This is a genomic window from Pseudomonas sp. PAGU 2196, assembly GCF_022179005.1.
In the GTDB taxonomy this organism is placed as follows: Bacteria; Pseudomonadota; Gammaproteobacteria; order Pseudomonadales; family Pseudomonadaceae; genus Aquipseudomonas; species Aquipseudomonas kermanshahensis.
The window spans coordinates 515,642-537,772 of sequence record NZ_BNTL01000011.1 but is presented as its reverse complement, the minus strand read 5'-3'; the positions used below and the strand labels follow the sequence as shown (position 1 = coordinate 537,772).

At 61.9% G+C, this 22,131-nt stretch carries 22 protein-coding genes; 7 read left to right on the top strand and 15 right to left on the bottom strand.

The window, feature by feature from the left end; all coding sequences use genetic code 11:
• Position 1: 1 nt before the first annotated feature.
• The 14 genes from MFF34_RS12705 to paaF form a co-directional block, all read right to left on the bottom strand.
• Positions 2-1,234 carry an OprD family porin gene (locus MFF34_RS12705; protein WP_099429344.1) on the bottom strand — a complete coding sequence of 411 codons (1,233 nt, stop codon included), beginning with the start codon at positions 1,232-1,234 and terminating at the stop codon, positions 2-4.
• Between the two features lie 32 nt (positions 1,235-1,266).
• Positions 1,267-2,829, bottom strand: a complete 1,563-nt coding sequence (locus tag MFF34_RS12700; protein ID WP_099429343.1) for a cation acetate symporter — start codon at positions 2,827-2,829, stop codon at positions 1,267-1,269.
• Positions 2,826-3,134 (bottom strand): DUF485 domain-containing protein, encoded by a 309-nt coding sequence (locus tag MFF34_RS12695; protein ID WP_027593240.1) that lies wholly within the window; start codon positions 3,132-3,134, stop codon positions 2,826-2,828. Before MFF34_RS12695 ends, MFF34_RS12700 begins: the two co-directional genes overlap by 4 nt.
• A 105-nt stretch (positions 3,135-3,239) precedes the next feature.
• Positions 3,240-4,316, bottom strand: coding sequence for a 1,2-phenylacetyl-CoA epoxidase subunit PaaE (paaE, locus tag MFF34_RS12690; protein ID WP_027593241.1), 1,077 nt, complete (start codon positions 4,314-4,316; stop codon positions 3,240-3,242).
• 15 nt (positions 4,317-4,331) lie between these two features.
• Positions 4,332-4,865 (bottom strand): 1,2-phenylacetyl-CoA epoxidase subunit PaaD, encoded by a 534-nt coding sequence (gene paaD, locus MFF34_RS12685; protein WP_186681526.1) that lies wholly within the window; start codon positions 4,863-4,865, stop codon positions 4,332-4,334.
• The gene (paaC, locus tag MFF34_RS12680) at positions 4,852-5,610 is read right to left on the bottom strand and encodes a 1,2-phenylacetyl-CoA epoxidase subunit PaaC (RefSeq protein ID WP_238214313.1); all 759 of its coding nucleotides are present in this window, start codon (positions 5,608-5,610) and stop codon (positions 4,852-4,854) included. The genes paaD and paaC overlap by 14 nt, the downstream gene beginning before the upstream one ends.
• Before the next feature lie 8 nt (positions 5,611-5,618).
• A complete protein-coding gene (gene paaB / locus MFF34_RS12675) occupies positions 5,619-5,900 on the bottom strand; it encodes a 1,2-phenylacetyl-CoA epoxidase subunit PaaB (protein WP_004374528.1) in 282 nt (93 codons plus the stop codon).
• Positions 5,901-5,925: 25 nt separating this feature from the next.
• Positions 5,926-6,915: a 1,2-phenylacetyl-CoA epoxidase subunit PaaA gene (gene paaA / locus MFF34_RS12670; RefSeq protein WP_238214298.1), complete on the bottom strand. Its 990-nt coding sequence runs from the start codon at positions 6,913-6,915 to the stop codon at positions 5,926-5,928.
• A 228-nt stretch (positions 6,916-7,143) separates the two neighbouring features.
• Complete coding sequence (gene paaK / locus MFF34_RS12665) at positions 7,144-8,463, bottom strand: phenylacetate--CoA ligase PaaK (RefSeq protein ID WP_027593245.1); 1,320 nt, start codon at positions 8,461-8,463, stop codon at positions 7,144-7,146.
• A gap of 111 nt (positions 8,464-8,574) precedes the next feature.
• Entirely contained in the window at positions 8,575-9,795 is a 1,221-nt protein-coding gene (gene pcaF, locus MFF34_RS12660; protein WP_238214296.1) for a 3-oxoadipyl-CoA thiolase, read from the bottom strand.
• The gene (paaI, locus tag MFF34_RS12655; protein WP_027593247.1) at positions 9,788-10,228 is read right to left on the bottom strand and encodes a hydroxyphenylacetyl-CoA thioesterase PaaI; all 441 of its coding nucleotides are present in this window, start codon (positions 10,226-10,228) and stop codon (positions 9,788-9,790) included. Before paaI ends, pcaF begins: the two co-directional genes overlap by 8 nt.
• The gene (paaH, locus tag MFF34_RS12650; protein ID WP_238214294.1) at positions 10,221-11,738 is read right to left on the bottom strand and encodes a 3-hydroxyacyl-CoA dehydrogenase PaaH; all 1,518 of its coding nucleotides are present in this window, start codon (positions 11,736-11,738) and stop codon (positions 10,221-10,223) included. Before paaH ends, paaI begins: the two co-directional genes overlap by 8 nt.
• 2 nt (positions 11,739-11,740) lie before the next feature.
• On the bottom strand, positions 11,741-12,532 hold the full coding sequence (gene paaG, locus MFF34_RS12645) for a 2-(1,2-epoxy-1,2-dihydrophenyl)acetyl-CoA isomerase PaaG (protein ID WP_027593249.1): 792 nt from the start codon (positions 12,530-12,532) through the stop codon (positions 11,741-11,743).
• A gap of 35 nt (positions 12,533-12,567) precedes the next feature.
• The gene (paaF, locus tag MFF34_RS12640; RefSeq protein WP_027593250.1) at positions 12,568-13,341 is read right to left on the bottom strand and encodes a 2,3-dehydroadipyl-CoA hydratase PaaF; all 774 of its coding nucleotides are present in this window, start codon (positions 13,339-13,341) and stop codon (positions 12,568-12,570) included.
• A 355-nt stretch (positions 13,342-13,696) separates the two neighbouring features.
• On the opposite strand from paaF, the gene paaY reads away from it, so the two are divergent.
• The 7 genes from paaY (at position 13,697) to MFF34_RS12605 (ending at position 20,952) form a co-directional block, all read left to right on the top strand.
• Positions 13,697-14,296, top strand: coding sequence for a phenylacetic acid degradation protein PaaY (gene paaY / locus MFF34_RS12635; RefSeq protein WP_099429337.1), 600 nt, complete (start codon positions 13,697-13,699; stop codon positions 14,294-14,296).
• Positions 14,297-14,373: 77 nt separating this feature from the next.
• The gene (gene paaX / locus MFF34_RS12630; RefSeq protein WP_186681513.1) at positions 14,374-15,297 is read left to right on the top strand and encodes a phenylacetic acid degradation operon negative regulatory protein PaaX; all 924 of its coding nucleotides are present in this window, start codon (positions 14,374-14,376) and stop codon (positions 15,295-15,297) included.
• A 135-nt stretch (positions 15,298-15,432) separates the two neighbouring features.
• Positions 15,433-15,777: a transcriptional regulator gene (locus tag MFF34_RS12625; RefSeq protein ID WP_238214292.1), complete on the top strand. Its 345-nt coding sequence runs from the start codon at positions 15,433-15,435 to the stop codon at positions 15,775-15,777.
• Positions 15,777-16,991 (top strand): type II toxin-antitoxin system HipA family toxin, encoded by a 1,215-nt coding sequence (locus MFF34_RS12620; RefSeq protein WP_238214290.1) that lies wholly within the window; start codon positions 15,777-15,779, stop codon positions 16,989-16,991. Before MFF34_RS12625 ends, MFF34_RS12620 begins: the two co-directional genes overlap by 1 nt.
• An 88-nt stretch (positions 16,992-17,079) precedes the next feature.
• A complete protein-coding gene (locus tag MFF34_RS12615; RefSeq protein ID WP_238214287.1) occupies positions 17,080-17,601 on the top strand; it encodes an RNA polymerase sigma factor in 522 nt (173 codons plus the stop codon).
• Complete coding sequence (locus MFF34_RS12610) at positions 17,598-18,446, top strand: FecR family protein (RefSeq protein ID WP_238214285.1); 849 nt, start codon at positions 17,598-17,600, stop codon at positions 18,444-18,446. Before MFF34_RS12615 ends, MFF34_RS12610 begins: the two co-directional genes overlap by 4 nt.
• 115 nt (positions 18,447-18,561) lie before the next feature.
• Positions 18,562-20,952 (top strand): TonB-dependent receptor, encoded by a 2,391-nt coding sequence (locus tag MFF34_RS12605; RefSeq protein WP_238214427.1) that lies wholly within the window; start codon positions 18,562-18,564, stop codon positions 20,950-20,952.
• 82 nt (positions 20,953-21,034) lie between these two features.
• On the opposite strand, the gene rfaD is transcribed toward MFF34_RS12605, so the two are convergent.
• The gene (gene rfaD / locus MFF34_RS12600; protein WP_238214283.1) at positions 21,035-22,066 is read right to left on the bottom strand and encodes an ADP-glyceromanno-heptose 6-epimerase; all 1,032 of its coding nucleotides are present in this window, start codon (positions 22,064-22,066) and stop codon (positions 21,035-21,037) included.
• Positions 22,067-22,131 lie beyond the last annotated feature (65 nt).

The window sequence follows — 22,131 nt, the reverse complement described above, 5'->3', positions numbered from 1 at the left end:
GTTACCACAGCGCCAAGGTGTAGCCGATGATCAGGCGGTTCTCGTCCACGGCATTGGTCAGGCCATTGCCGGAACGGAAGGTGACGTTGCGCCAGCGCAGGCTGACGTCTTTGAACGGGCCGCTCTGGATGACGTAGGTGAGGTCGGTGTCGCGTTCGCGCTCACGGCCGTTGCTGACCGTGGCGGTCTCGGCGTGGCGGCCGTCGGTGTAGCGGGTCATGAAACTCAGGCCCGGGATGCCCATGGCGACGAAGTCGTAGTCGTAGCGCACCTGCCAGGAATCGAGCCCGGCGCGGGTGAAGGTGTTGTAGGTCACCAGGTTGACGGTGAACGGGTCGCCACCGTTGACGAAGGGGAAGGCGCTGTCGCCGGACATCTGTTGCCAAGTGGCGGTGAACTTATGCGCCCTGACGCCGAGGGTGAACATGGCGTTGAAGTTACGGTTGTCGATGTTGCCGGCACGTTCGGCGCCGTCGTTACGGCTGTCGAAATAGCGCAGGTCGCTGCGCAGGCTCAGGCCTTCGCCCAGTGGGCGGGTATCGACCAGGCCGACGAACTGCTGGCGGTAGATGTCTTCGAGCTTGGCGTAGTAATAGCTGACGCTGGTCTGTGGGGTGATGGCATAGCTGCCGCCGCCGAAATCCAGGTGGTCGCTGCTAGCTGCGCCGTAGCCCATGTCATCGCGGCCGGACGAATCGCGCAGGTTGGCCTTGGTGAGGCGCCCGGCGTTGACGGTGAGGCCATTGAGCTCCTGGCTGTTCAGCAGGCCGCCTTGGAACGTGGAAGACAACAGACGGGTGTCGTTGTACACCACCACCGGCAGGATCGGCTGCAGGGTGCCCAGGCGCAGGGTGCTCTTGGAGACCCGTGCTTTACCGGTCAGGCCCAGCTCGCTGTAGTCATCGACAGGCTCGTGGCTGTTCGGGCCAAAGGGCAGCAAGCCGGTGTTGCGGCGGTCGCGGCTGGAATCGAGCTTGAGACCCAGCTGGCCCATGGCGTCCACGCCGAAGCCCACCGGGCCTTCGGTGAAGCCGGACTCCACGCGGGCGGTAAAGCCTTGGCCCCATTCCTCGGCCTTGGCCTGCGGGGCATTGCTCTGGCGGAAGTCGCGGTTGATGTAGTGGTTGCGCAGTTCCAGGCGTGCATGGCTGTCGCTGACGAAGTCGGCCATGGCCGGCAAGGGCAGGGCGAGCGTGGCAAGCCAAGCGGCAGAAGAGAAGCGAGTGCGGTTCATTGTTGTTGTACCCGACATGGTTGTTCTCGAAGTCAGTGCTTGCTGGCGCCGGCAGCGCCGATACCGGTCATGGAGCGAATGAACTGCGCCAGGTAGCGACCACGCTCCTCGCTGGCACGCGCGGAGGTGTCGGTGACCGAGAACACCCAGGCGCCGAAAAACGCCAGGCTCATCGAGAACAGCGCCGGGTTGCTGTAAGGGAACAGCGCCTGTTCGTTGTGCAGCACGTTGACCCACACTGCCGGGCCGAGTACCACCAGCACCACGGCCGAGAGCAAACCGGCCATGCTGCCGCACACGGCACCACGGGTGGTCAGGCCCTTCCAGAACATCGAGAGCAGCAGCACCGGGAAGTTGACCGATGCAGCCACGGCCAGTACCAGGCCGGAGAGGAAGGCGATGTTTTGCGACTCGAACACCAGCCCCAGCACCACTGCCAGCAAGCCGATCACCAGGGTGGCGATACGCGAGACACGCATTTCTTCCTGTTCAGTGGCCTGGCCTTTGCGTACCACGCAGGCATAGAGGTCGTGGGAAACCGCCGAAGCGCCGGACAACGCAAGGCCCGCCACTACCGCAAGAATGGTGGCGAAGGCCACGGCAGAGATGAAACCCAGGAACAGGTTGCCACCGACTGCCTGGGCCAAGTGCACCGCGACCATGTTGCCGCCGCCGATGATCGCGCCTGCCGCATCGCGGTAGGACGGCTCGGTGCCGACCATGACGATGGCACCAAAGCCGATGACGATCAGCAGCAAGTAGAAGTAGCCGATGAAACCCGTGGCGTAGAACACACTCTTGCGCGCTTCCTTGGCATCGCTGACGGTGAAGAAACGCATCAGGATATGCGGCAGGCCGGCAGTGCCGAACATCATGCCCAGGCCCAGGGAAATCGCATCGATCGGGTTCGACAGCAAGCCACCCGGCGCCATGATCGCCTGGCCCTTGGCATGCACGGCCACGGCGCTGGCAAACATCGCTTCGGTGCTGAAGCCAAAGTGCTTGAGCACCATGAACGCCATGAAGCTGGTGCCGGACAGCAGCATCACGGCCTTGATGATCTGCACCCAGGTGGTTGCCAGCATGCCGCCGAAGGTCACGTAGGCAACCATCAACACCCCGACCAGCATCACCGCGTACAGGTAGCTGATGCCGAACAGCAGCTCGATCAGCTTGCCAGCCCCGACCATCTGGGCCACCAGGTACATCAGCGCGACGACCAAGGTGCCGAATGCCGAGGTCAGGCGGACTGGGGTTTGCGCCAGGCGGTAGGAAACGACGTCGGCAAACGTGTACTTGCCCAGGTTGCGCAGGCGTTCGGCGATCAGGAACAGGATGATTGGCCAGCCGGCCAGTACACCCAGGGCGTAGAGCAAGCCGTCGTAGCCGTTCATGAACATCATGGCCGAGATGCCCAGGAACGACGCGGCGCTGATCATGTCGCCGGCGATCGCCAAGCCGTTCTGCATGCCGGTCAGGCCGCCGCCCGCAGTGTAGAAGTCACTCGCCGAGCGGGTCCGCAGTGCGGCCCAGCGGGTTACCAGCAAGGTGAAGCAGACGAACACCATGAACATCGAGATGGCAGTCCAGTTCATTGCGCGCACTCCTGCTTGACCTTGTCGTTCAGAGGGTCGAGCACGTTGTTGGCGCGGTGCACGTAGATGCCGGTGAGGGCGAACGACAGCAGCACCATGAGCACGCCCACCAGCATGCCAACGGTGGTCACGCCACCGCTGAGCGATTGGCCGAGGGTGCTGGGGGAGAACGCCACCAACAGGACGAAGCCGTAGTAGATCACCAGCATGGCCAGGGTCAGGGTGCCATTGAGGCGACGTTTGCGCCGGACCAGGTGCTGGAAGTCGGGGTGGTTGGCGATGCTTTCTATGCGTTCGGGGGTCATGGCAAGCGATCTCTTGGTGTTGTAGTTGTTTTTGAGGTCACACAGGTGTTGCGGTGGTGCTTAGGGCCTCTTCGCGGGCGAGCCCGCTCCCACACAGGCCAGGTATCAGAGCTGGTCGAAGTCGAGCACCACTTTGTCGCTCACCGGGTAGGTCTGGCACGACAGCACATACCCCGCCGCCACTTCGTAGTCTTCCAGCGCATGGTTGCTGTCCATCTCGACCTCGCCTTCGATCACCCGGCACTTGCAGGTCGAGCACACGCCGGCCTTGCACGAGTACGGCAGTTCGGCGCCGATGGCGTTGCCGGCGTCCAGCACGTTCTGGCTGTTGCGCGGCAGGTCGAAGCTCAGCGCCCGGCCATCGCTGATCACGGTGATATGACTGAGCGCCGAATCCACCTGGCGCGCAGCTTCACGGGCTTCGCGGCGCGCTTCGCTGCCTGCGGCGGCGAACAGTTCGAAGTGGATGCGGTCCTTGGCCATGCCGTTGGCCTGCAGGCTGTCACGCACGGTTTCAGTCATGGCCTGGGGGCCGCAAATGAACGCAGCGTCCAGCGTGGCGACGTCCAGCCAACGGGAGAACAGTTGACCGCACTTGTCGGCATCGATCCGGCCGTTGTACAGGTCGACGTCCTGCTGCTCGCGACTGAACACGAAAATCAGGTTCAGGCGGTCCAGGTAACGGTTTTTCAGGTCTTCGAGCTTGTCGCGGAACAGCGCACCGGAGCTTGAGCGGTTGCCGTAGAGCAGGGTGAAACGGCTGTGCGGCTCAGTGGCCAGGGTGGTGGCGATGATCGACAGGATCGGCGTAATGCCGCTGCCGGCGGCAACGCCCAGGTAGTGGCCTTCGCGGGCGGGGTCGAGCGGCACGAAGAAGCTGCCCGACGGCGGCATCACCTCCAGTTGCTGGCCAGCCTTGAGCACTTCATTGGCAAAGGCCGAAAAACGCCCGCCTGGCACGCGTTTGACAGCCACACGCAGCTCGCCGTCCTGCACGGCGCTGCAGATCGAATAGGAACGACGCACTTCTTCGTCATCCAGCTGGGTACGCATGACCAGGTACTGGCCCTGGGTGAAGCGGAATTGCGTCTGCAGGTGCTCAGGTACGTCAAAGACGATGGACACGGCGTCGCGGGTTTCGTTGCGTACTTGCTTGATGGTCAGGCTGTGAAACTGGCTCATGGTGTTCTCCACGGCTCAAATGCATTTGAAATAGTCGAATGGCTCCAGGCACTCGCGGCAGCGGTACAGCGCCTTGCAAGCCGTGGAGCCGAACTGGCTGAGCAGTTCGGTATGCGCGCTGCCACACTGCGGGCAGCACACTTGGGGCGCCTCACCGAGCAGGCTGCGCTTGCTGGTGCTGCCTTCGGGCGGCGCTATGCCATAGGCGCGCAAGCGTTGGCGGCCCAGGTCGCTGATCCAGTCGGTGCTCCAGGCCGGGGTCAAGCGCCGCTCCAGTGCGGGGGCAGCAAAACCGGCCTGTTGCAGCGCGTCACGGATATCGGCCTCGATCACCTCGGTCGCCGGGCAACCGGAATAGGTTGGCGTGACAACCAGGTGCAGGTGGCCGGCGCGCCAGCCCAGGTCGCGGACAATGCCCAGGTCAACCACGCTCACCACCGGCACTTCCGGGTCCATGACCTGCTCCAGCACCGCCCAGGCCCGGGCCAGGTCGTCGCCTCGGGCGGCACGGGCGCCGAGGTCGCTGGCGATCAGCTCACCAGGTCGCATCGGGGTAGGCCCGTGGCAGGAACTGCATTTCGGCCAGCAACAGCCCCAGGTGCTCGGTGTGCAGGCCTTTGCGGCCGTCCAGGTAGAAATAACTGGCGGCCTTGGGCAGCGGCAGCTCGACCGAGTCGAAAATCGCGCTTACCTGCTTGAGCCAGGCCGCGCCGACGGCGGCCGGTTCGGCAGCGATGCCGGCTTCGGCCAGCTGAACTTCGCTGTCGCTACCCGCGGTCAGTTCAACGGTGAAGCGCCACAGCGCTGGGATGGCGTCTAGCATGCGCCGACGGCTTTCGTCGGTGCCGCCGCCCAGGCGTTGCACCCACTCGCCGGAGCGACGCAGGTGGTAGGTGACCTCCTTGAGTGCCTTGGCAGCAATGCCGGCGATACGCTCATCGCGGGACGCAGCCATGCCCTGCAGCACCGCGAAGTGCCAGGCGTCGTAGAAAAACTGCTTGGTCATGGTCACGGCGAAGTCGCCATTGGGTTGTTCGACCAGCAGCAGGTTGCGGTAGGCGCGTTCGTCACGGCGGTAGGCAAGGGCATCGGCGTCACGGCCGTCGTCGAGCAATTCGGCGGCGTAGTCCAGCCAGTTGCGGGCTTGGCCGACCAGGTCGAGGCCGACGTTCATCAAGGCCAGTTCTTCCTCGATGGCTGGGGCGTGGCCGCACCATTCACAGAGCCGCTGGCCCTGCACCAGGGCACTGTCGCCCAGGAGCAGCAAATAGGGGATAAGCGCTTCGTTATGCATGGCCCACCTCACATGTGTCCGACTTCGTCGGGCAGCTCGTAAAAGCTGGCATGGCGGTAGACCTTGTCGTCCGAGGGGGCGAACAGCGGGTCTTTCTCGTCAGGGGAGGAGGCGGTAATCAGTGCCGATGGCACCACCCACAGGCTCACGCCTTCGCTGCGGCGGGTGTACAGCTCACGGGCATTCTCGATGGCCATGGCGGCGTCGGCGGCATGCACGCTGCCGACATGCTTGTGGTTCAGGCCGTGCTTGCTGCGCACGAACACTTCGTAGAGGGTCCAGACAGACATTTTCGATCTCCGCATCAATCGCCGCTCAGGCGGCGTTCTTGTTCTGTTGCTTGCGCGCATAGGCCACGGCGGCCTCGCGTACCCAGGCGCCGTCCTCGATGGCCTTGCGCCGGGTGGCGACACGTTCCAAGTTGCAGGGGCCGTTGCCCTTGATGACTTCGTAGAACTCGTCCCACTGGATGTCGCCGGAATCGTAGTGGCCGCGGGCTTCGTTCCACTTCAGGTGCGGGTCGGGCGCGGTGCAGCCGAGCAGCTCGAGCTGTGGCACGGTCTGGTCGATGAAGCGCTGGCGCAGCTCATCGTTGGTCTGGCGCTTGATCTTCCAGGCCATCGACTGGGCGCTGTTGGGGGAGTGCTCGTCACTGGGGCCAAACATCATCAACGACGGCCACCACAGGCGGTTGATGGCGTCCTGAACCATGTCCTTCTGAACCTGGGTGCCGTGGCGCATCATGGTCAGCAGCAGCTCGTAGCCCTGGCGCTGGTGGAAGCTCTCTTCCTTGCAGATGCGGATCATGGCGCGGGAGTAGGGGCCGTAGGAGGTGCGCTGCAGCACCACCTGGTTGACGATCGCAGCGCCATCGACCAGCCAGCCAACGGCGCCCATGTCGGCCCAGCTCAGGGTCGGGTAGTTGAAGATGCTCGAGTACTTGGCCTTGCCGCTGTGCAGCTTGGCGATCTCTTCGTCGCGGTCGGCGCCGAGGGTTTCCATGGCGCTGTACAGGTACAGGCCGTGGCCGGCTTCGTCCTGGATCTTGGCCATCAGTTGCAGCTTGCGTTTCAGGCTCGGGGCGCGGGTGACCCAGTTGCCTTCGGGCAGCATGCCGACGATTTCCGAGTGGGCGTGCTGGGAGATCTGCCGGATCAGGGTTTGGCGGTAGGCCTCGGGCATCCAGTTCTTGGCTTCGATCTTGATCTCGGCATCGATCTTTTCCTGGAAGTCACGCTCTTCGGGCGACATTTCGTCCAGGGACTTGACGCGTTTGACGCCGGTTTCGACTAGCTGTGCGTACATGTTCCGACTCCTGCTAAGGCATGAGTCATTTGTAAGCGATACAAAACATAACGTCAAACAGTTTTATATGTATCGAATAAGATTTGTGTATCGCTTTGCGGACCTTTCGCAGCACAAGGCTGCTCCTACAAGGGCGCGCACCACCTGTAGGAGCAGCCTTGCGCTGCGAAAGGGCCGGCAAAAAAAAGCCCCGGACTGAGCCGGGGCCGTAAAAAGGCAGCAGATAAGTCAGCTGGCCAACCGTTTGTCGAAGACATGGCATGCCTTGCCTTCAGAACGCTTGAGCGTGCCGCAGGGCTGCAGTCGCACCTGGGTGCTGATGCCGATGTAGGTCTTGATCTGCTTGGTCAGTTCACCGATCAGCAGCTTGCGCTGGCCCTCGTCCATCGCCTGGCATTCGCCACGCAGCTCCACGTGCACCTCGACACTGTCCAGGTTGCCATTGCGATACAGATGGATCTCGTACATCTCTGAAAGCTGTTTTATTTTGAGTACCTGCTCCTCAATCTGGGTCGGGAACACGTTGACCCCACGAATGATCAGCATGTCGTCACTGCGCCCGGTGATCTTGCCGATCCGCCGCATCGGCCGCGCGGTGCCTGGCAGCAGGCGGGTCAGGTCACGGGTTCGGTAGCGCACCATCGGCAGCGCCTCCTTGCTTAGCGAGGTAAATACCAGCTCGCCCAATTGCCCGTCCGGCAGCACCTCGCCGGTAACCGGGTCGATGATTTCGGGGTAGAAGTGGTCTTCCCAGATGGTCGGGCCATCTTTGGTTTCGATGCACTCCATTGCCACACCGGGCCCCATGATCTCCGACAGGCCATAGATGTCGAGGGCCTGGATGCCCAGGCGCTGCTCGATGGAGCGCCGCAGCTCGTCGGTCCAGGGCTCGGCCCCGAAGATGCCCAGGCGCAGCTTGAGGTCGTGCGGGTCGATGCCCTGGCGCTCGATCTCGTCGGCCAGGTTGAGCATGTAAGACGGCGTGACCATGATGATGTCGGGCTGGAAGTCGCGGATCAGTTGCACCTGCTTCTCGGTCTGGCCACCGGACATGGGGATGACCGTGCATCCCAGCCGTTCGGCGCCGTAATGCGCGCCGAGCCCGCCGGTAAACAGGCCATAACCGTACGAAACGTGCACTTTGTCGCCTTTGCGCCCGCCGCCGGCGCGGATCGAGCGGGCGACCACATTGGCCCAGGTGTCGATGTCGTTCTGGGTATAACCAACCACGGTCGGCTTGCCCGTTGTGCCGCTGGAGGCATGCAGGCGCACGACCTCTTCCTGGGGCACGGCAAACATGCCGTACGGGTAGTTGTCGCGCAGGTCGTTCTTGCCGGTGAAGGGGAACTTGGCCAGGTCGTCGAGCGACTTGAGATCATCGGGGTGCGCGCCGCATTCGTCGAAGCGCTTGCGGTACAGCGGCACGTTGTCGTAGGCGTGTTTCAGGCTCCAGCGCAGGCGCTCCAACTGGTGCTGGCGCAGGGCGTCGACGCTGGCGGTTTCCATAGGGTCAAGCAGGGCACGATCGGCATCATGGTACATGTTCATGGCTTCACTCGAATTGTTCTTGTACGCCGACCGGCGCGGGTTCGCAGCCGGGCGGTGAGTGTCATGGGCGCAGCATAACCGGCTGCGCTGTGTTCGGTAACAAGCCGTTGGTCAGAGGCGCTCGATGACCATGGCGATGCCTTGGCCAACGCCTATGCACATGGTGCACAACGCGTAGCGTCCGGCGGTTTCTTCCAGTTCGTGCAGTGCGGTGGTGACCAGGCGCGCGCCACTCATGCCCAGCGGATGCCCCAGGGCAATCGCGCCGCCGTTCCGGTTGACCCGCTTGTCGTCGTCGGCCAGGCCAAGCTCGCGCAATACCGCCAGGCCTTGGGCAGCGAAGGCCTCGTTTAGCTCGATGACATCCATGTCGGCCAGCGACAGCCCGGTGAGTTCGAGCACCTTGCGGGTAGCCGGCACCGGGCCGATGCCCATGATGCGCGGCTCGACCCCGGCCACAGCCATGCCGACAATGCGCCCGCGGGCTTTAAGGCCATGGCGCCGGGCCGCTGCGGTGCTCGCCAGCAGCAGTGCACAGGCACCGTCGTTGACGCCAGAGGCATTGCCAGCGGTGACACTGCCACCCTCACGGAACGGCGTGCCGAGCTTGGCCAACTGCTCCAGCGTGGTGTCGCCACGCGGGTGTTCGTCGTGCTCGACGCGCTTGCCCGGGCCTTTGCGCTGGGGGATTTCGACCGGCACGATTTCCTGTGCCAGGCGGCCTCGGGCCTGGGCGGCGGCAGCCTTGTGCTGGCTGCGCAGGGCGAAGGCGTCCTGGTCTTCACGGGAGATACCGAAACGGGCAGCGACGTTCTCAGCCGTCTCAGGCATCGAGTCGGTGCCATGTTCGGCCTTCATCAACGGGTTGACGAAGCGCCAGCCGATGGTGGTATCGAACAGTTCGGCGGCGCGCCCAAAGGCTTGCTCCGATTTGCCCATGACGAACGGCGCGCGCGACATCGACTCCACGCCGCCGGCTAGCATCAGCCCGGCTTCACCGCAGCGCAGGGCACGGGCCGCGTTGCCAATGGCGTCCATGCCAGAGCCGCACAAGCGGTTGAGGGTGGTGCCCGGCACCTCGATCGGCAGGCCCGCCAGCAGGCTGGCCATGCGGGCAACGTTGCGGTTGTCCTCACCGGCTTGGTTGGCGCAACCGAGGATTACGTCGTCCACTGCCGCCCAATCCAACTCCGGGTGGCGGGCGATCAGGGCCTTGAGCGGGATGGCGGCCAGGTCGTCGGGGCGCACGCCGCTCAAGGCGCCGGCGTAGCGGCCGATCGGCGTGCGCACGGCGTCGATGATCAGCGCATCGGCCAGGGTGTGTTCAGTCATCTTGTGTCTCCTGCGCGAGCACCGTGCCGCGTACTTTGTAGGATTTGCCATGGAACATCGCCACCAGCTCACCGCGCTGGTTCTCGATGCGAACGTCATACAGGCCGGTACGGCCTTTGCGGCTGACTTCGCTGGCCGTGGCGGTCAGCACGTCGTCGCGCAGTGCCGGCGCCAGGTAGTCGATGCTGCAACCCAGGGCCACGGTGGCCTGGTCGTAACTGTTGCAGGCAAAGGCGAAGGCGGAATCCGCCAGGGCGAACAGGAAGCCACCGTGGCAGGTGCCGTGGCCCTGGATCATGTCGGCGCGCACCGGCATGCGCAGGCGCGCCTGGCCAGGGCCGGCTTCGAGCAGGCTGATGCCGAGCCCTTGGGTGGCGTGATCGCGGGAAAACATGGCATCGGCACAGGCTTGTGCCAGCTCGATTTCAGTCATGCAGATTGCCTCCTTGGGCTTCGCAGCGGCGCAATAGCAGGGAAGGGCGATAGCGGCTTTCGCCGTAGCTGCGCTGCAGGTTGTCGAGTACACGCAAGGTCTGGCTTATGCCGATGCGCGAGGCCCAGGCCAGCGGGCCGCAGGGGTAGTTCACGCCGGCGCGCATGGCCAGGTCGATATCGGCTGCCGAGCCAACACCTTGCAACACGGCATCGGCGGCTTCGTTGGCCAGCATCGCCACCGTACGCAGCACGACCAGGCCAGGCAGGTCGGCGACTGCGGTCACTTTCAGGCCGGCGCGGGTTAACAAGCCAACGGCCTGGTCGCGGGCCTCACGGGTGGTGTCGGCAGACCAACTGATCGCAATGCGGGAAGCCGTGCTGTAGTCCAGGGCCAGATCGACCAGTACCAGGTTGCGCAGGCCTTCTTCGCGGGCACGCTGCGTGGCCAGGCGGCCGTCGGAAAGCGCCAACGTGGCATCGCCGACCTGGATCACGCCACTGCCGGCGCGCTCGGTCACGGCGATGCCGCTGTCGCGCAAACGCTCGACCAAGGGCTGCATGACGCCCAGGTGCCCCTCGATAACGCAGGATTCAACCTGCGCCGTGCTTTGCAGCGCTGTAGGTTGCGGGCGCTCGGCGCCTTCGGCGTAGCTATAGAAACCTTGGCCAGTTTTGCGGCCAAGGCGCCCGGCATCCACCAACTCCTTTTGCACGAGCGAAGGCTGGAAGCGGAAATCGCCATAAAACGCCTCGAACACCGAACAGGTGACGGCATAGTTGACGTCATGGCCGATCAGGTCGGTGAGCTCGAAGGCCCCCATGCGAAAGCCGCCGGCGTCACGCAACAGCGCATCCAGGCTGGCGCAATCGGCTGCACCTTCCTGCAACAGGCGCAGGCTCTCGGCGTAGAACGGCCGGGCTACACGGTTGACAATAAAGCCCGGCGTCGAGCGGGCATGCACCGGCTGTTTGCCCCAGGCTTTGGCGGTGTCGTAAAGGCAGGCAGCCACGGCAGGGTCGGTAGCCAACCCCGAAACGACCTCGACCAGGGCCATCAACGGTGCCGGGTTGAAGAAATGCATGCCCACCACTTGCTGTGGGCGCTTCAAGCCAGCGGCCAGGCTGGTGATCGAGAGTGACGAGGTGTTGCTGGCCAGGATGCAGTCGTCTGCGCACAGCGCTTCAAGCTCGTGCAACAAGGCCTGCTTCACTGACAGGTTTTCAACGATGGCTTCGATCACCAGGCGGGCATCGGCCAGGGTGTCGAGGGTGTCGGCTGGGCACAGGCGGGCGACGATCGCTTCCCGCTCGCCCGCAGGCAACTTGCCTTTTTCTACCAAGCGGGCGAGCTGACGATCGATACCCGCCACTGCCTGGGCGGCGGCGCCGGGGCGGTTGTCGTAGAGTTTGACCGGGTGGCCGGCTTGCGCGGCCACTTGGGCGATACCTGCGCCCATGGCGCCTGCACCGATCACTGCCACTTGGCTATTGCGGTCGAGTGCGCTCATGCTCAACGCCCCTTGAACGCAGGCGTGCGCTTGTTCATGAAAGCGCTTACGCCTTCGCGGTAGTCTTCGCTGCGGCCAGCCAAGCGCTGCAGGTCGCGCTCCAGTTCCAGTTGCTGGTCGAAGCCGTTATCGAAACTGGCATTCAGGCTGCGCTTGATCAGGGCCAGGCCGTAAGTGGGCTGCGTGGCGAGGTGGCGGGCGAGGGTGAGGGCCTCGTCGCGCAACGCGGCATCGTCGACCACGCGATGGATCAACCCCCACTGCTGGGCCTGTTCGGCCGTAAGGCGTTCGCCCAGCATCGCCAACGCCTTGGCCCGCGCCATGCCGACTAGCCGTGGCAGCAGCCAGGTGCCGCCAGAATCCGGCACCAGGCCGATCTTGCAGAAGGCCTGGATGAAGCTGGCCGAACGGGCGGCCAGTACCAGGTCACAGGCCAGCGGAATATTGGCTCCGGCGCCTGCAGCCACGCCGTTGACGGCGCAGATGACCGGCAGCGGCAAATCGCGCAGGGTGCGCACCAGTGGGTTGTAGAACTTATCGATGGACTCACCCAGGTCCGGCATGTCGGCGCCTGGCGCGACATTGCGATCAGACAGGTCCTGGCCTGCACAGAAGCCGCGGCCTTCGCCAGTCAGTAGCAACACCCGTGCATCTTTGCTTTGGCGTACTTGCTTCAAGGCTTCGCGCACTTCCAGGTGCATGGGCGTGTTGAAACTGTTCAGTTGCTCCGGGCGGTTCAGCGACAGGAGGGCAACGCCGTCCTCGATGGAAAACAGGATGTGTTCGAACGTCATGGCAGACTCGCTTGGTCAGTCGAATGGGGAGGTGCTCAGCAGCCTTTGAACCGGGCCTGGCGTTTTTCCTGGAAGGCGCGAATACCCTCATTGCGGTCGGCGGTGCCGGCGAGCAGGGTGAACGCGTGGCGCTCGAAGCGCAGGCCACTGGCAAGGTCGGTATCGCCGGCCTTGAGCAAGGCTTCCTTGGCCAGGCGCACTGCCAGCGGCGCCTTGGCCGCGATAATGCGGGCCACTTGCACGGCGCGCTCCACGGCGAGTTCCGGCTGGGTGATTTCGCTGATCAGGCCGGCTTGCAAGGCGTGCTGGGCGCTGATGGCTTCACCGGTCAACACCATGTGCATGGCCAGCGGCTTGCCGACCGCGCGCAGCAGGCGCTGGGTGCCGCCAGCGCCGGGGATGATGCCGAGGTTGATCTCCGGCTGGCCGAAACGGGCGTCGCTGCCCGCAATGACGATGTCGGCGCACATCATCAGCTCGCAGCCACCGCCCAGGGCGTAGCCGTTAACGGCGGCGATCAGCGGCTTGGAAAACGCGGCTATCCGTTGCCAACACGCAACACGAGGGTCATTGAGGATGCCGACCAGGTCGCGCTCGGCCATCTCGCCAATGTCGGCGCCGGCGGCGAACGCCTTGCGGCTGCCGGTAATCACCACGGCATGGGTCTGATCATCACGCTCGGCGGCATCCAGCTCGCTGGCCAGCTCGGCCAGCAACGCTGTGCACAGGGCATTCAGCGCTTCTGGCCGTTGCAGGGTGATGAGCCGGACGCCGTGCTCCGGCGCTTGCGCATCGAGATAACGAGGCATATCGGGTTCCTCTGGCTGCTCGCACGGCACATCGATTGGCCGGCATTTCTTGGAATTGTTTGCAGGGACGTGGGCTGTGCCACGTTCAGGTGCGGACAGTATATGCCTTATGCGATACACCAAATCAACATCAAAAAGCATTTCACGTATCTCTTTGTGGTGATTTCTGCGCGAAAGATGAGCTATTCAAAAAAGTGATTTAACGATTCATTCGCAGATAAATAGGGCTTTTTCTGCAAAAAAAGGATGCAAATATGGCTGACAACAAAGCGATACAGGCATTCGCACAATTGACGCGCAACATTTTTGTGATACAAGGATTCGTCACATTTCAAATCATTTCAGGAGCTTTGCCATGCCTTGCTACCGGCTAGACGGCCTGACCCCCGTGGTTCATCCAACTGCCTATGTGCACCCGAGCGCAGTGCTGATTGGCGATGTCATCGTTGGCCCGCGTTGCTACGTCGGCCCGCTGGCCTCACTCAGGGGCGACTTCGGCCGCATCGTGCTGGAGGAGGGCGCCAACCTGCAGGACACCTGCGTGATGCATGGCTTTCCGGGGGGCGACACGGTCATAGAACGCAATGGGCATGTCGGCCATGGCGCGGTGCTGCACGGGTGCCGCGTGGGCGAAGATGCCCTGGTAGGCATGAATGCCGTGGTAATGGATGGTGCCCATGTAGCCCCGCGCTGCATCGTTGCTGCCACGGCCTTCGTCAAGGCCGGGTTCGAATGCGCCGAACAAAGCCTGGTGGTGGGTAGCCCGGCACAGGTCAAACGCCCGCTGACCGACCAGGAGCTGGCCTGGAAGCAGCGCGGCACGGCGGAGTATCAGCACCTGACGCAGCGCTGCATGACCGCGCTGGTCGAATGCCCACCGCTGACCGAAGCCGAGCAGGGTCGGCCGCGCATGGGTGACTCCGGCATCCGGCCCAAAGGCAAGGCGCCGGCATGAGCCTGTCCGTGTCACGCAATGGCCAGGCAACCCGCCGCGCAGGTATAGTCGGTGCTTTCCCCGCGCACAGTTCCTCCATGAGCACACTTGCCCCACTGAACAACCTGATCACTCGTTTTCAGGAACAGACGCCGATCCGCGCCAGCTCGCTGATCATCACCCTGTACGGCGACGCTATCGAACCGCATGGTGGCACGGTGTGGCTGGGCAGCCTGATCAACCTGCTGGAGCCGATCGGCATCAACGAACGGCTGATCCGCACTTCGATCTTCCGCTTGACCAAGGAAGGTTGGCTGACCGCCGAAAAAGTCGGCCGACGCAGCTATTACAGCCTGACGGGCACTGGCCGTCGACGCTTCGAAAAAGCGTTCAAGCGCGTCTACAGCCCTAGCCAACCCGCATGGGATGGCGCCTGGACCCTGGTGCTGCTGTCACAACTGGAAGCCGGCAAGCGCAAAACCCTGCGTGAGGAGCTGGAATGGCAGGGCTTCGGGGTGATGGCGCCCAACGTGATGGGCTGCCCCCGTGCTGACCGCGCGGACTTGGCCGCGACCCTGCGCGAGCTGGAGGCCAGTGATGACAGCATCGTGTTTGAAACGCACACCCAGGAAGTGCTTGCTTCCAAGGCCATGCGCGCGCAAGTGCGCGAGAGTTGGCGTATCGACGAGCTGGGGCAGCAGTACAGTGAATTCATCCAGTTATTCAGGCCGCTGTGGCAGGGCCTTAAAGAGCAGCCGCAGCTCGATGCGCAGGATTGCTTCCTGGCACGCACGCTACTGATTCACGAGTACCGTCGGCTGCTGCTGCGCGACCCGCAACTGCCTGATGAGTTGCTGCCAGGTGATTGGGAGGGCAGGGCAGCACGGCAGCTGTGTCGCAACCTGTATCGGCTGGTGTTTGCCAAGGCTGAAGAGTGGTTGAACAGTGCGCTTGAAACGGCTGACGGCCCATTGCCTGACGTGAATGAAAGCTTCTACAAGCGCTTTGGTGGCCTTGCATAGGGATTTTTAAGGTTAACCTTGGTTAACCTTATCCTAGATAATACTAACCACGGTGAGTATTATGCATGAATTATCAAATCTTTAAGTGTGCTATGGTTAACCTTAACTCAGTTAATGTTAACCATGGCGAGCCTTATGACGACCTATTTTCCAGTCGCTTGCGCCGATACCCTCAGTAAAATCGGCCTTTTGGTCAAAGCACGGCGCCTGGCACTCGGCCTGCGCCAAGCCGACCTTACAGCTACTGTCGGCGTCTCCGCGCATACCCTTCGCAAGATCGAAGGCGGCTCGGAGCTCGTCGACCTGCGTTCATTCATGCTGGTGTTGTGGCGCCTGGGTATCAGCGAAACCGTTTTCGCCTCGCTGGAAGGCATAGAGCAAACCTCCCAGATCACCCGGTTCAGTGATGACGATGATGCCCACCAGAGCCTGGCATCCCGCCGCGTGCGGCTGGCCAAACCCAAGCCTGAGGAATTCTGATGTCCCGTGCCTACATCTATATGGAGCACCCCGAGACAGGTGAAGTCATGACCCTTGGCCGGCTGACGCTCAAAGGCAAGCTTGGTGAATTTCTTTATGCACCTGACCACGTCGCGCGCGGCGGCTGGGTCCCCGACCCGATCAATTACCCGTTACGCGCCGAGGCCTACACCGGCATCGCCAAGAACCGCGGCATACCCGGCTTCATCAATGACGCCATGCCCGATGGCTGGGGCGAGCGGCTGCTGCATCGGGCGTACGGCCAAGAACTCGGCCCCCTCGACTTCCTGCTCAAGTCACCCAACAACGACCGCGTTGGCAACCTGATGGCAGGCGGCGCAACAACCCCCGCACCCGGCTTAGGCGATGGCGCAGTACCGACCTTGAAAGGCCTGGCCAAGTTCGTCGCTGCGTGTGAAGCGGTGTACGACGGCCAACTCGACGCCGAGTCGGTGGCCACACTCAACGTGCGCCAACAGCGTTCGGCTCTGGGTGGTGCACGGCCAAAACGTACGCTGCAGGATAACGGTATGCTGATTCTGGCCAAGCCGCGGGATCGCTTCGACCATTACGACCTGCCCTCGATCGAATACGCCTGCATGACATTCGCCGCAGGGAAGGGCTTGAACGTGGCCAAGACCGCGCTGCATGCTGAAAACCCTTCGACGTTGTTGATCGAACGCTTCGACCGCACGCCCATAGCACAAGGTGCCCGACGTATCCCGATGCTCAGCGCGCTGACCTTGCTGGATTCGGAGTGGAACGGCGCGCACCATCGGGATTGGCGCTATGCCGCTGTGGCCGATGAAATGCGCCGCCGGGGTGTGCCCGATACCGACCTGCAGGCGCTGTTCAAGCGCATGTGCTACAACGCCCTGGTGGGCAACTCCGACGACCATCCACGCAACCATGCGGTGATCTGGGTTGACGGCGGATGGCGCCTGTCGCCCATGTACGACGTGCTGCCCATGCTTGAAGAAGGCCCCGCACAGACCTTGGCCATGGCAGTTGGCCGGGAAGGCAGCCAGATTAGCCGCGCGAATATGCTCAGCCATCACGCGCACTTTGCCCTGACGCGGGAGCATGCAGAGCATCTGCTGGTGGAGGTGGCGGGGTGGGAGGACGAACTGAAGGCGTATTACGCGCAGGTGCTTGCCGGCAGCGACCTGGACATGGCGGTTGATGCGGTGAGCTCGGTTCGCATGCTCAGTTAAGAAGTAGGCGGAGGCGGGTGACACTGCTTTCAAATGACATGTATTCCCATTTATACTTGCATCTCATTTCCTCTCTGTTATCGCTACCGTGCAGGCAGATCCTCCAAAGCCATCCTTGCTCGCCACCTTGGTCCGTCACTACGACGACCTGGTCGATCATGTGCGCCGACGCTTCGGCGAGCGGGTGTTCGCGCGTGAAGTCGTTCACGACCTGTGTGTTCAGTTGCTGGAGGATGACGAGAAAGAAGGGGTGCGCAAGCCCCTGGCGCTGTTACGCAAGATCGCCCACGACAACGCCATCTCGCATTGCCGCCGCGAGCGTCGGCGCAGCAGCTTGATCGTCGCCGTGGCAGAACTGCCCGACGTCGCCTGCAACGCAGCGCCACAGGAGCGCCATGTCGACGCGGCGAAGACACTGGACAGGCTGATTGCGGCTATTTCCCGATTGCCGCCGCGTTGCCAGGCCGTGTTCATCATGCACAAGCTGCATGAGATCCCCCAGGCTGAAGTCGCGCAGCGCCTGGGGATCTCGCTGAAAACCGTAGAAAAGCATTTGCGCGTCGGTATGATCGCTTGCCGTGAACATCTGCAATCCGAGGTGGCGCAGTGAGCCGTCCACGAAACAAAGACGATGCTGCAGTCGATGACGCGCTGGCCGCGTGTCGTGAGACCTTGAAGCAGCGCTTCCCTTTACCCAGCTCGCCACCTGCCCGCAAGCCCCGCAAAGGCAGCAAGGTACTCCCGCTTGTATTGCTTGCCCTGGCCGCAGGTGTGGCCTGGAAGGATCCTGCGTACCGCAATGAACACTTTGTCACGCAGGTGGGGCAACGCCAGGCCGTACAGCTGGCTGATGGCAGCCAGATCAAACTGGATGGGGGCACTGAGGTACACGTCAGCTGGCATTTGCGCACCCGGCAAGTTGCACTGGTGCGTGGCCAGGCCTTATTCGACATTTCGCCCATGCAATATCGGCCGTTCTTGGTCGATGCAGGCAACGCCGACATACGCGTGGTCGGTACCCGATTCAACGTCAACACGTACGCGGGTGACGTGCGGGTTACCGTTGCGCAAGGCAAAGTGGCAGTCACAGGGCGCGCGGTGGACCGTACCTCGCTGCTCATGCCTGGGCAGCAGGTGCTCGTGCAACAGGGCATCCCCGGTGAGGTGGTCAAAGGCAATGCCGAAGACGCTAGCGCCTGGCAAGAAAGCCGCTGGGTTTTCGCCGGTACGCCACTGGCTGAGGTGGTTGCTGCACTGCAACGGTATTACGCCCAGCCGATCGAACTGACGGACCCTGATGTCGGCAAATTGCCGCTTTCAGGTGTTTTTAGCAGCGATAGCGTCGAAACGCTGTTGGCGTTACTGCCTGAAATTCTCCCGGTGAGACTGAGCAGGGAAGGCGGGGCCGTACGCATTCAGCCCCAAGCGGGAAAAAATAATTCTCCAACGAGGTAGGGTTGGGGCCGTCGCGAAGCGGCTAACTCTCTGCACCTCATCTCCTGGAGAATAACAAGTGAGTCAGCTCTTCCTGCGTACACCTTGGCACGTCTCGATTTTGACCAGCACCTTGATGGCCAGCCAGTGGTCGTTCGCGCAAACCATGGTGGTTGTCGATTTCAATATTCCTGCGTCAACGCTGGAAAGCTCGCTGAATGCAGTGGCTCGCCAAACAGGTGCTCAAGTGCTGTTTTCCAGCGAGCTGACTGCGGGCAAGCAGGCGCCGGCGCTGCACGGACGTTACACAGTGGAGCAGGCGCTGCGCCAGCTGCTCGAGCAGGGTGGGCTGGTCGCCCAGGCGCGTGATGAGCGGACATTCATCGTTTTACAGTCAAACGAAGCAGCGTCAGGTAATGCGCCGTCTACGACCGCCAGCACCATTGAACTGGCAGGCACGGAGATCACGTCCTCTCGGCTTTCCAGCGGTGTAGTACCGCAGGCACGCCAGGTCAATGTGATCGAACGCGAGCAACTGAAGCAATTGCGCCAGGGCTCTGATGGGCTGGCGACGCTGCTGGCCAAAAGCATCCCTGGGATGGCCGACTCCAGCCGTACCATCACCGATTACGGGCAAACGCTGCGCGGCCGTACGATGCTGGTCCTGGTCGACGGCGTGCCGCTGAACACTAACCGCGACTCTTCGCGAAACTTGGCCAATATCGACCCTGCATTGATCGAGCGCATCGAGGTGATTCGCGGCAGTAGCGCTATCTACGGTGCCGGTGCGACGGGAGGGATCATCTCCATCACCACGCGGCCCGCTGGCGGCGAGCAAATGGCCGAGACCACGCTAACGGGCGTTTCGCCCTTGAGCCAAGTGGACAGCGATGGCCTGGGAGGGCAGTTGCAGCATCATGTTGCCGGCGCCCAGGGTGCCCTGGATTACGCATTCGATTTCGGTGTACGCCATATCGGCGCCTCTTACGATGCCAAAGGGCACCGCATTGCGCCCGAGCCTAGCCAAGGTGACCTGTTCGATTCCAACACCTACAACATTGGCGGAAAGTTTGGTTGGCGCATCGACGAGCTGCAACGTATTCAGTTGTCCCTCAGCCATTACAACGCCGAGCAAAACAGTGACTATACCGCCGACCCAGCGGTCAGCCGATTGCCGCCTGGTTCCGTACCCGCACAACCGTTGTCCGGGTTGTCCCTCGACGAACAGAACCAGATCAAGAACACCTTGGTGAACCTTGAATACGGTCACTCGGAAGTGCTCGGCGGAACCTTCAATGCCCAGCTTTACTACCGCGACTATTTCACCCGCTTCACGCCCTTCGATGCCCGTGGCGTTGCCACACGTGGGCGCAATGTCGATCAAGTTATGCAGAACAGCGAAGTCGTTGGTAGTCGCATTACCTTGCGAACCCCCATCGGCGGGTCAGATACCGAACTGTTGTGGGGCGGCGACTTCAACCAGGAGCGCAGCGACATGCCGATCGATGTCTTCGACCCGCAGGCATTTGATGCGAGCGGCGGAACGGTATTCAATAAAATCGGCAAGTTGAGCTACATGCCTGACCTGACGTCGCGCAGCGTAGGTGCGTTTGCACAGTTGCAGCACCGTTTCAACGAGCAGTGGTCCATGGAAGGCGGCATCCGTTATGAATATGCCACCGCCGAATACGGGGACTTCATTCCGCTGTCTGAATCAAGCACCGCCAACCCCGCCACGGTGGAAGGCGGCAAAGTCCATTACGATGCATTGCTGTCCAATATCAGCCTGACTTACTCGCCCGTCAGCGGCCAGGCGGTTTATGCCGCCTTCAGCCAAGGCTTCCAGTTACCTGATATTGGCGTGCAATTGCGTAACGCACGCCGTGGTTTCGATATTGGCTCGTCCAACCTGGAGCCGGTCAAGACCAATAACTACGAACTCGGGTGGCGCGGCGAGCTGGGCGAGGAGACCCTGGCGTCGCTGGCTGTTTTCTACACCACATCAAAACTGGGTGATGTTCAGAGCTTCAACAATGGCCTGATCCTGACCCGCACTCAGGAGCGCATCTATGGCGTTGAAGGCAGCGCTGACTGGTTGACCAGCGATGAGCATTGGGGGGCAGGGGGGAGCTTCACTTGGATGAAAGGGCGCGAGCAACCAGACGGTGGCGATTGGCAGGACATGACAGGCTATCGCATTCCACCTGTGAAACTGACAGCGTATCTTCAATACAAGCCAGACGAGGATTGGAGCCATCGCGTGCAGGCGACTTACTTCGGTGCAGAGGATTACCGCCTCAAAGGTGTCGAAAGCTTTGGCAGACGCAGGGTAGATGGCTACACCACGGTGGATATCATCAGCCAATACCAGCTGAGTGAGCATGATCAGATCAGCGTGGGCGTCCAGAACTTGTTCAATCGTTATTACTATCCGCTGTACAGTCAACTGATGCGCAACAGTAACAACACCAGCCATTTGCCTGCGCCAGGCACCGTTTTGACGGCAAGTTATACCCACCAGTGGTGATCGGCAGGGCCTCATTAGGCGGGTTTAAACATAACTACACTAAATGAATATTTAGCGTAGTTATGTTACGGCGTTGAGAATATCAAGCTGCCGTCGCTTGCCTGAAAGGAGCAGGCGGCGGGCTTTGCAGGCCTTGCAACCAATCACAATACAGACTTACCCCTTGTTCGACCGTCAATGTTGCCGTCTTGTAACCTGCATCGCGTAAGCGTTCCAGGTCTGCACAGGTGTAACACTGGTATTTGCCGCGCAAATGTTCAGGAAATTCACTGTATTCCAGTATGCCTTCCAGCAAGGCTATCTCCAGGGACAATGGGGGTTGGCCTTGGTATTTGCGTAATCGGTTGATCACTGCCAGCGCAACATCATTGAACGACTGGGCGCGTCCGCTACCCACATTGAAAATGCCGCTCAGTTGCGGGTGATCAAGGAAGAATAAATTGACCCTGACCACATCATCCACCGAGACGAAATCACGCAAATGGCTACCGCTGGGGTAGCCGCCGTAGCTGCCGAACAGGCTGACTTTGCCGCGGGCCTGGTACTGGTTGAAACAGTGCAGGGCCACCGATGCCATCGCGCCTTTATGCTGCTCATGGGGCCCGTAAACGTTGAAATAGCGCAATCCAACGACCTGACTGCGCGTAGCTGACAACTGCCGGCGCACATGCTGATCGAACAGGAATTTGGAATAGCCGTAGACGTTCAATGGGCGCTCACAATCGCGCTGTTCACGGAAGTCCTGGCCAGCACCGTAGACTGCTGCCGATGAGGCGTACAGGAACGGAACCTGTTGCGCCTGGGCAATCTCCAGCAAGTCCCGGCTGTAGCGATAATTGTTGTCCATCATGAAACGGCCGTCGGCTTCGACGGTACTGGAACATGCGCCTTGGTGCAGCACCGCGCGTACGTTGCCAAATTGTCCGCGCCGAAACCGGTCCAGGAAGTCATCCTTGTCTAGGTAATCAGCGATGTCACAGTCAGCCAGGTTGAGGAATTTGTCGCCTGCGGTAAGTTCATCGACGGCGATGATCTCGGTTTGGTTGCGTTGGTTGAGCGCCTGTACGAGGTTGCTACCGATGAATCCCGCGGCGCCGGTTACGATGATGGTCATGCCAGATCCCCATAAGGGTGCGGAGATCGGATTTTAGTGGAGGGAATCTACAGGGATGTTAACCA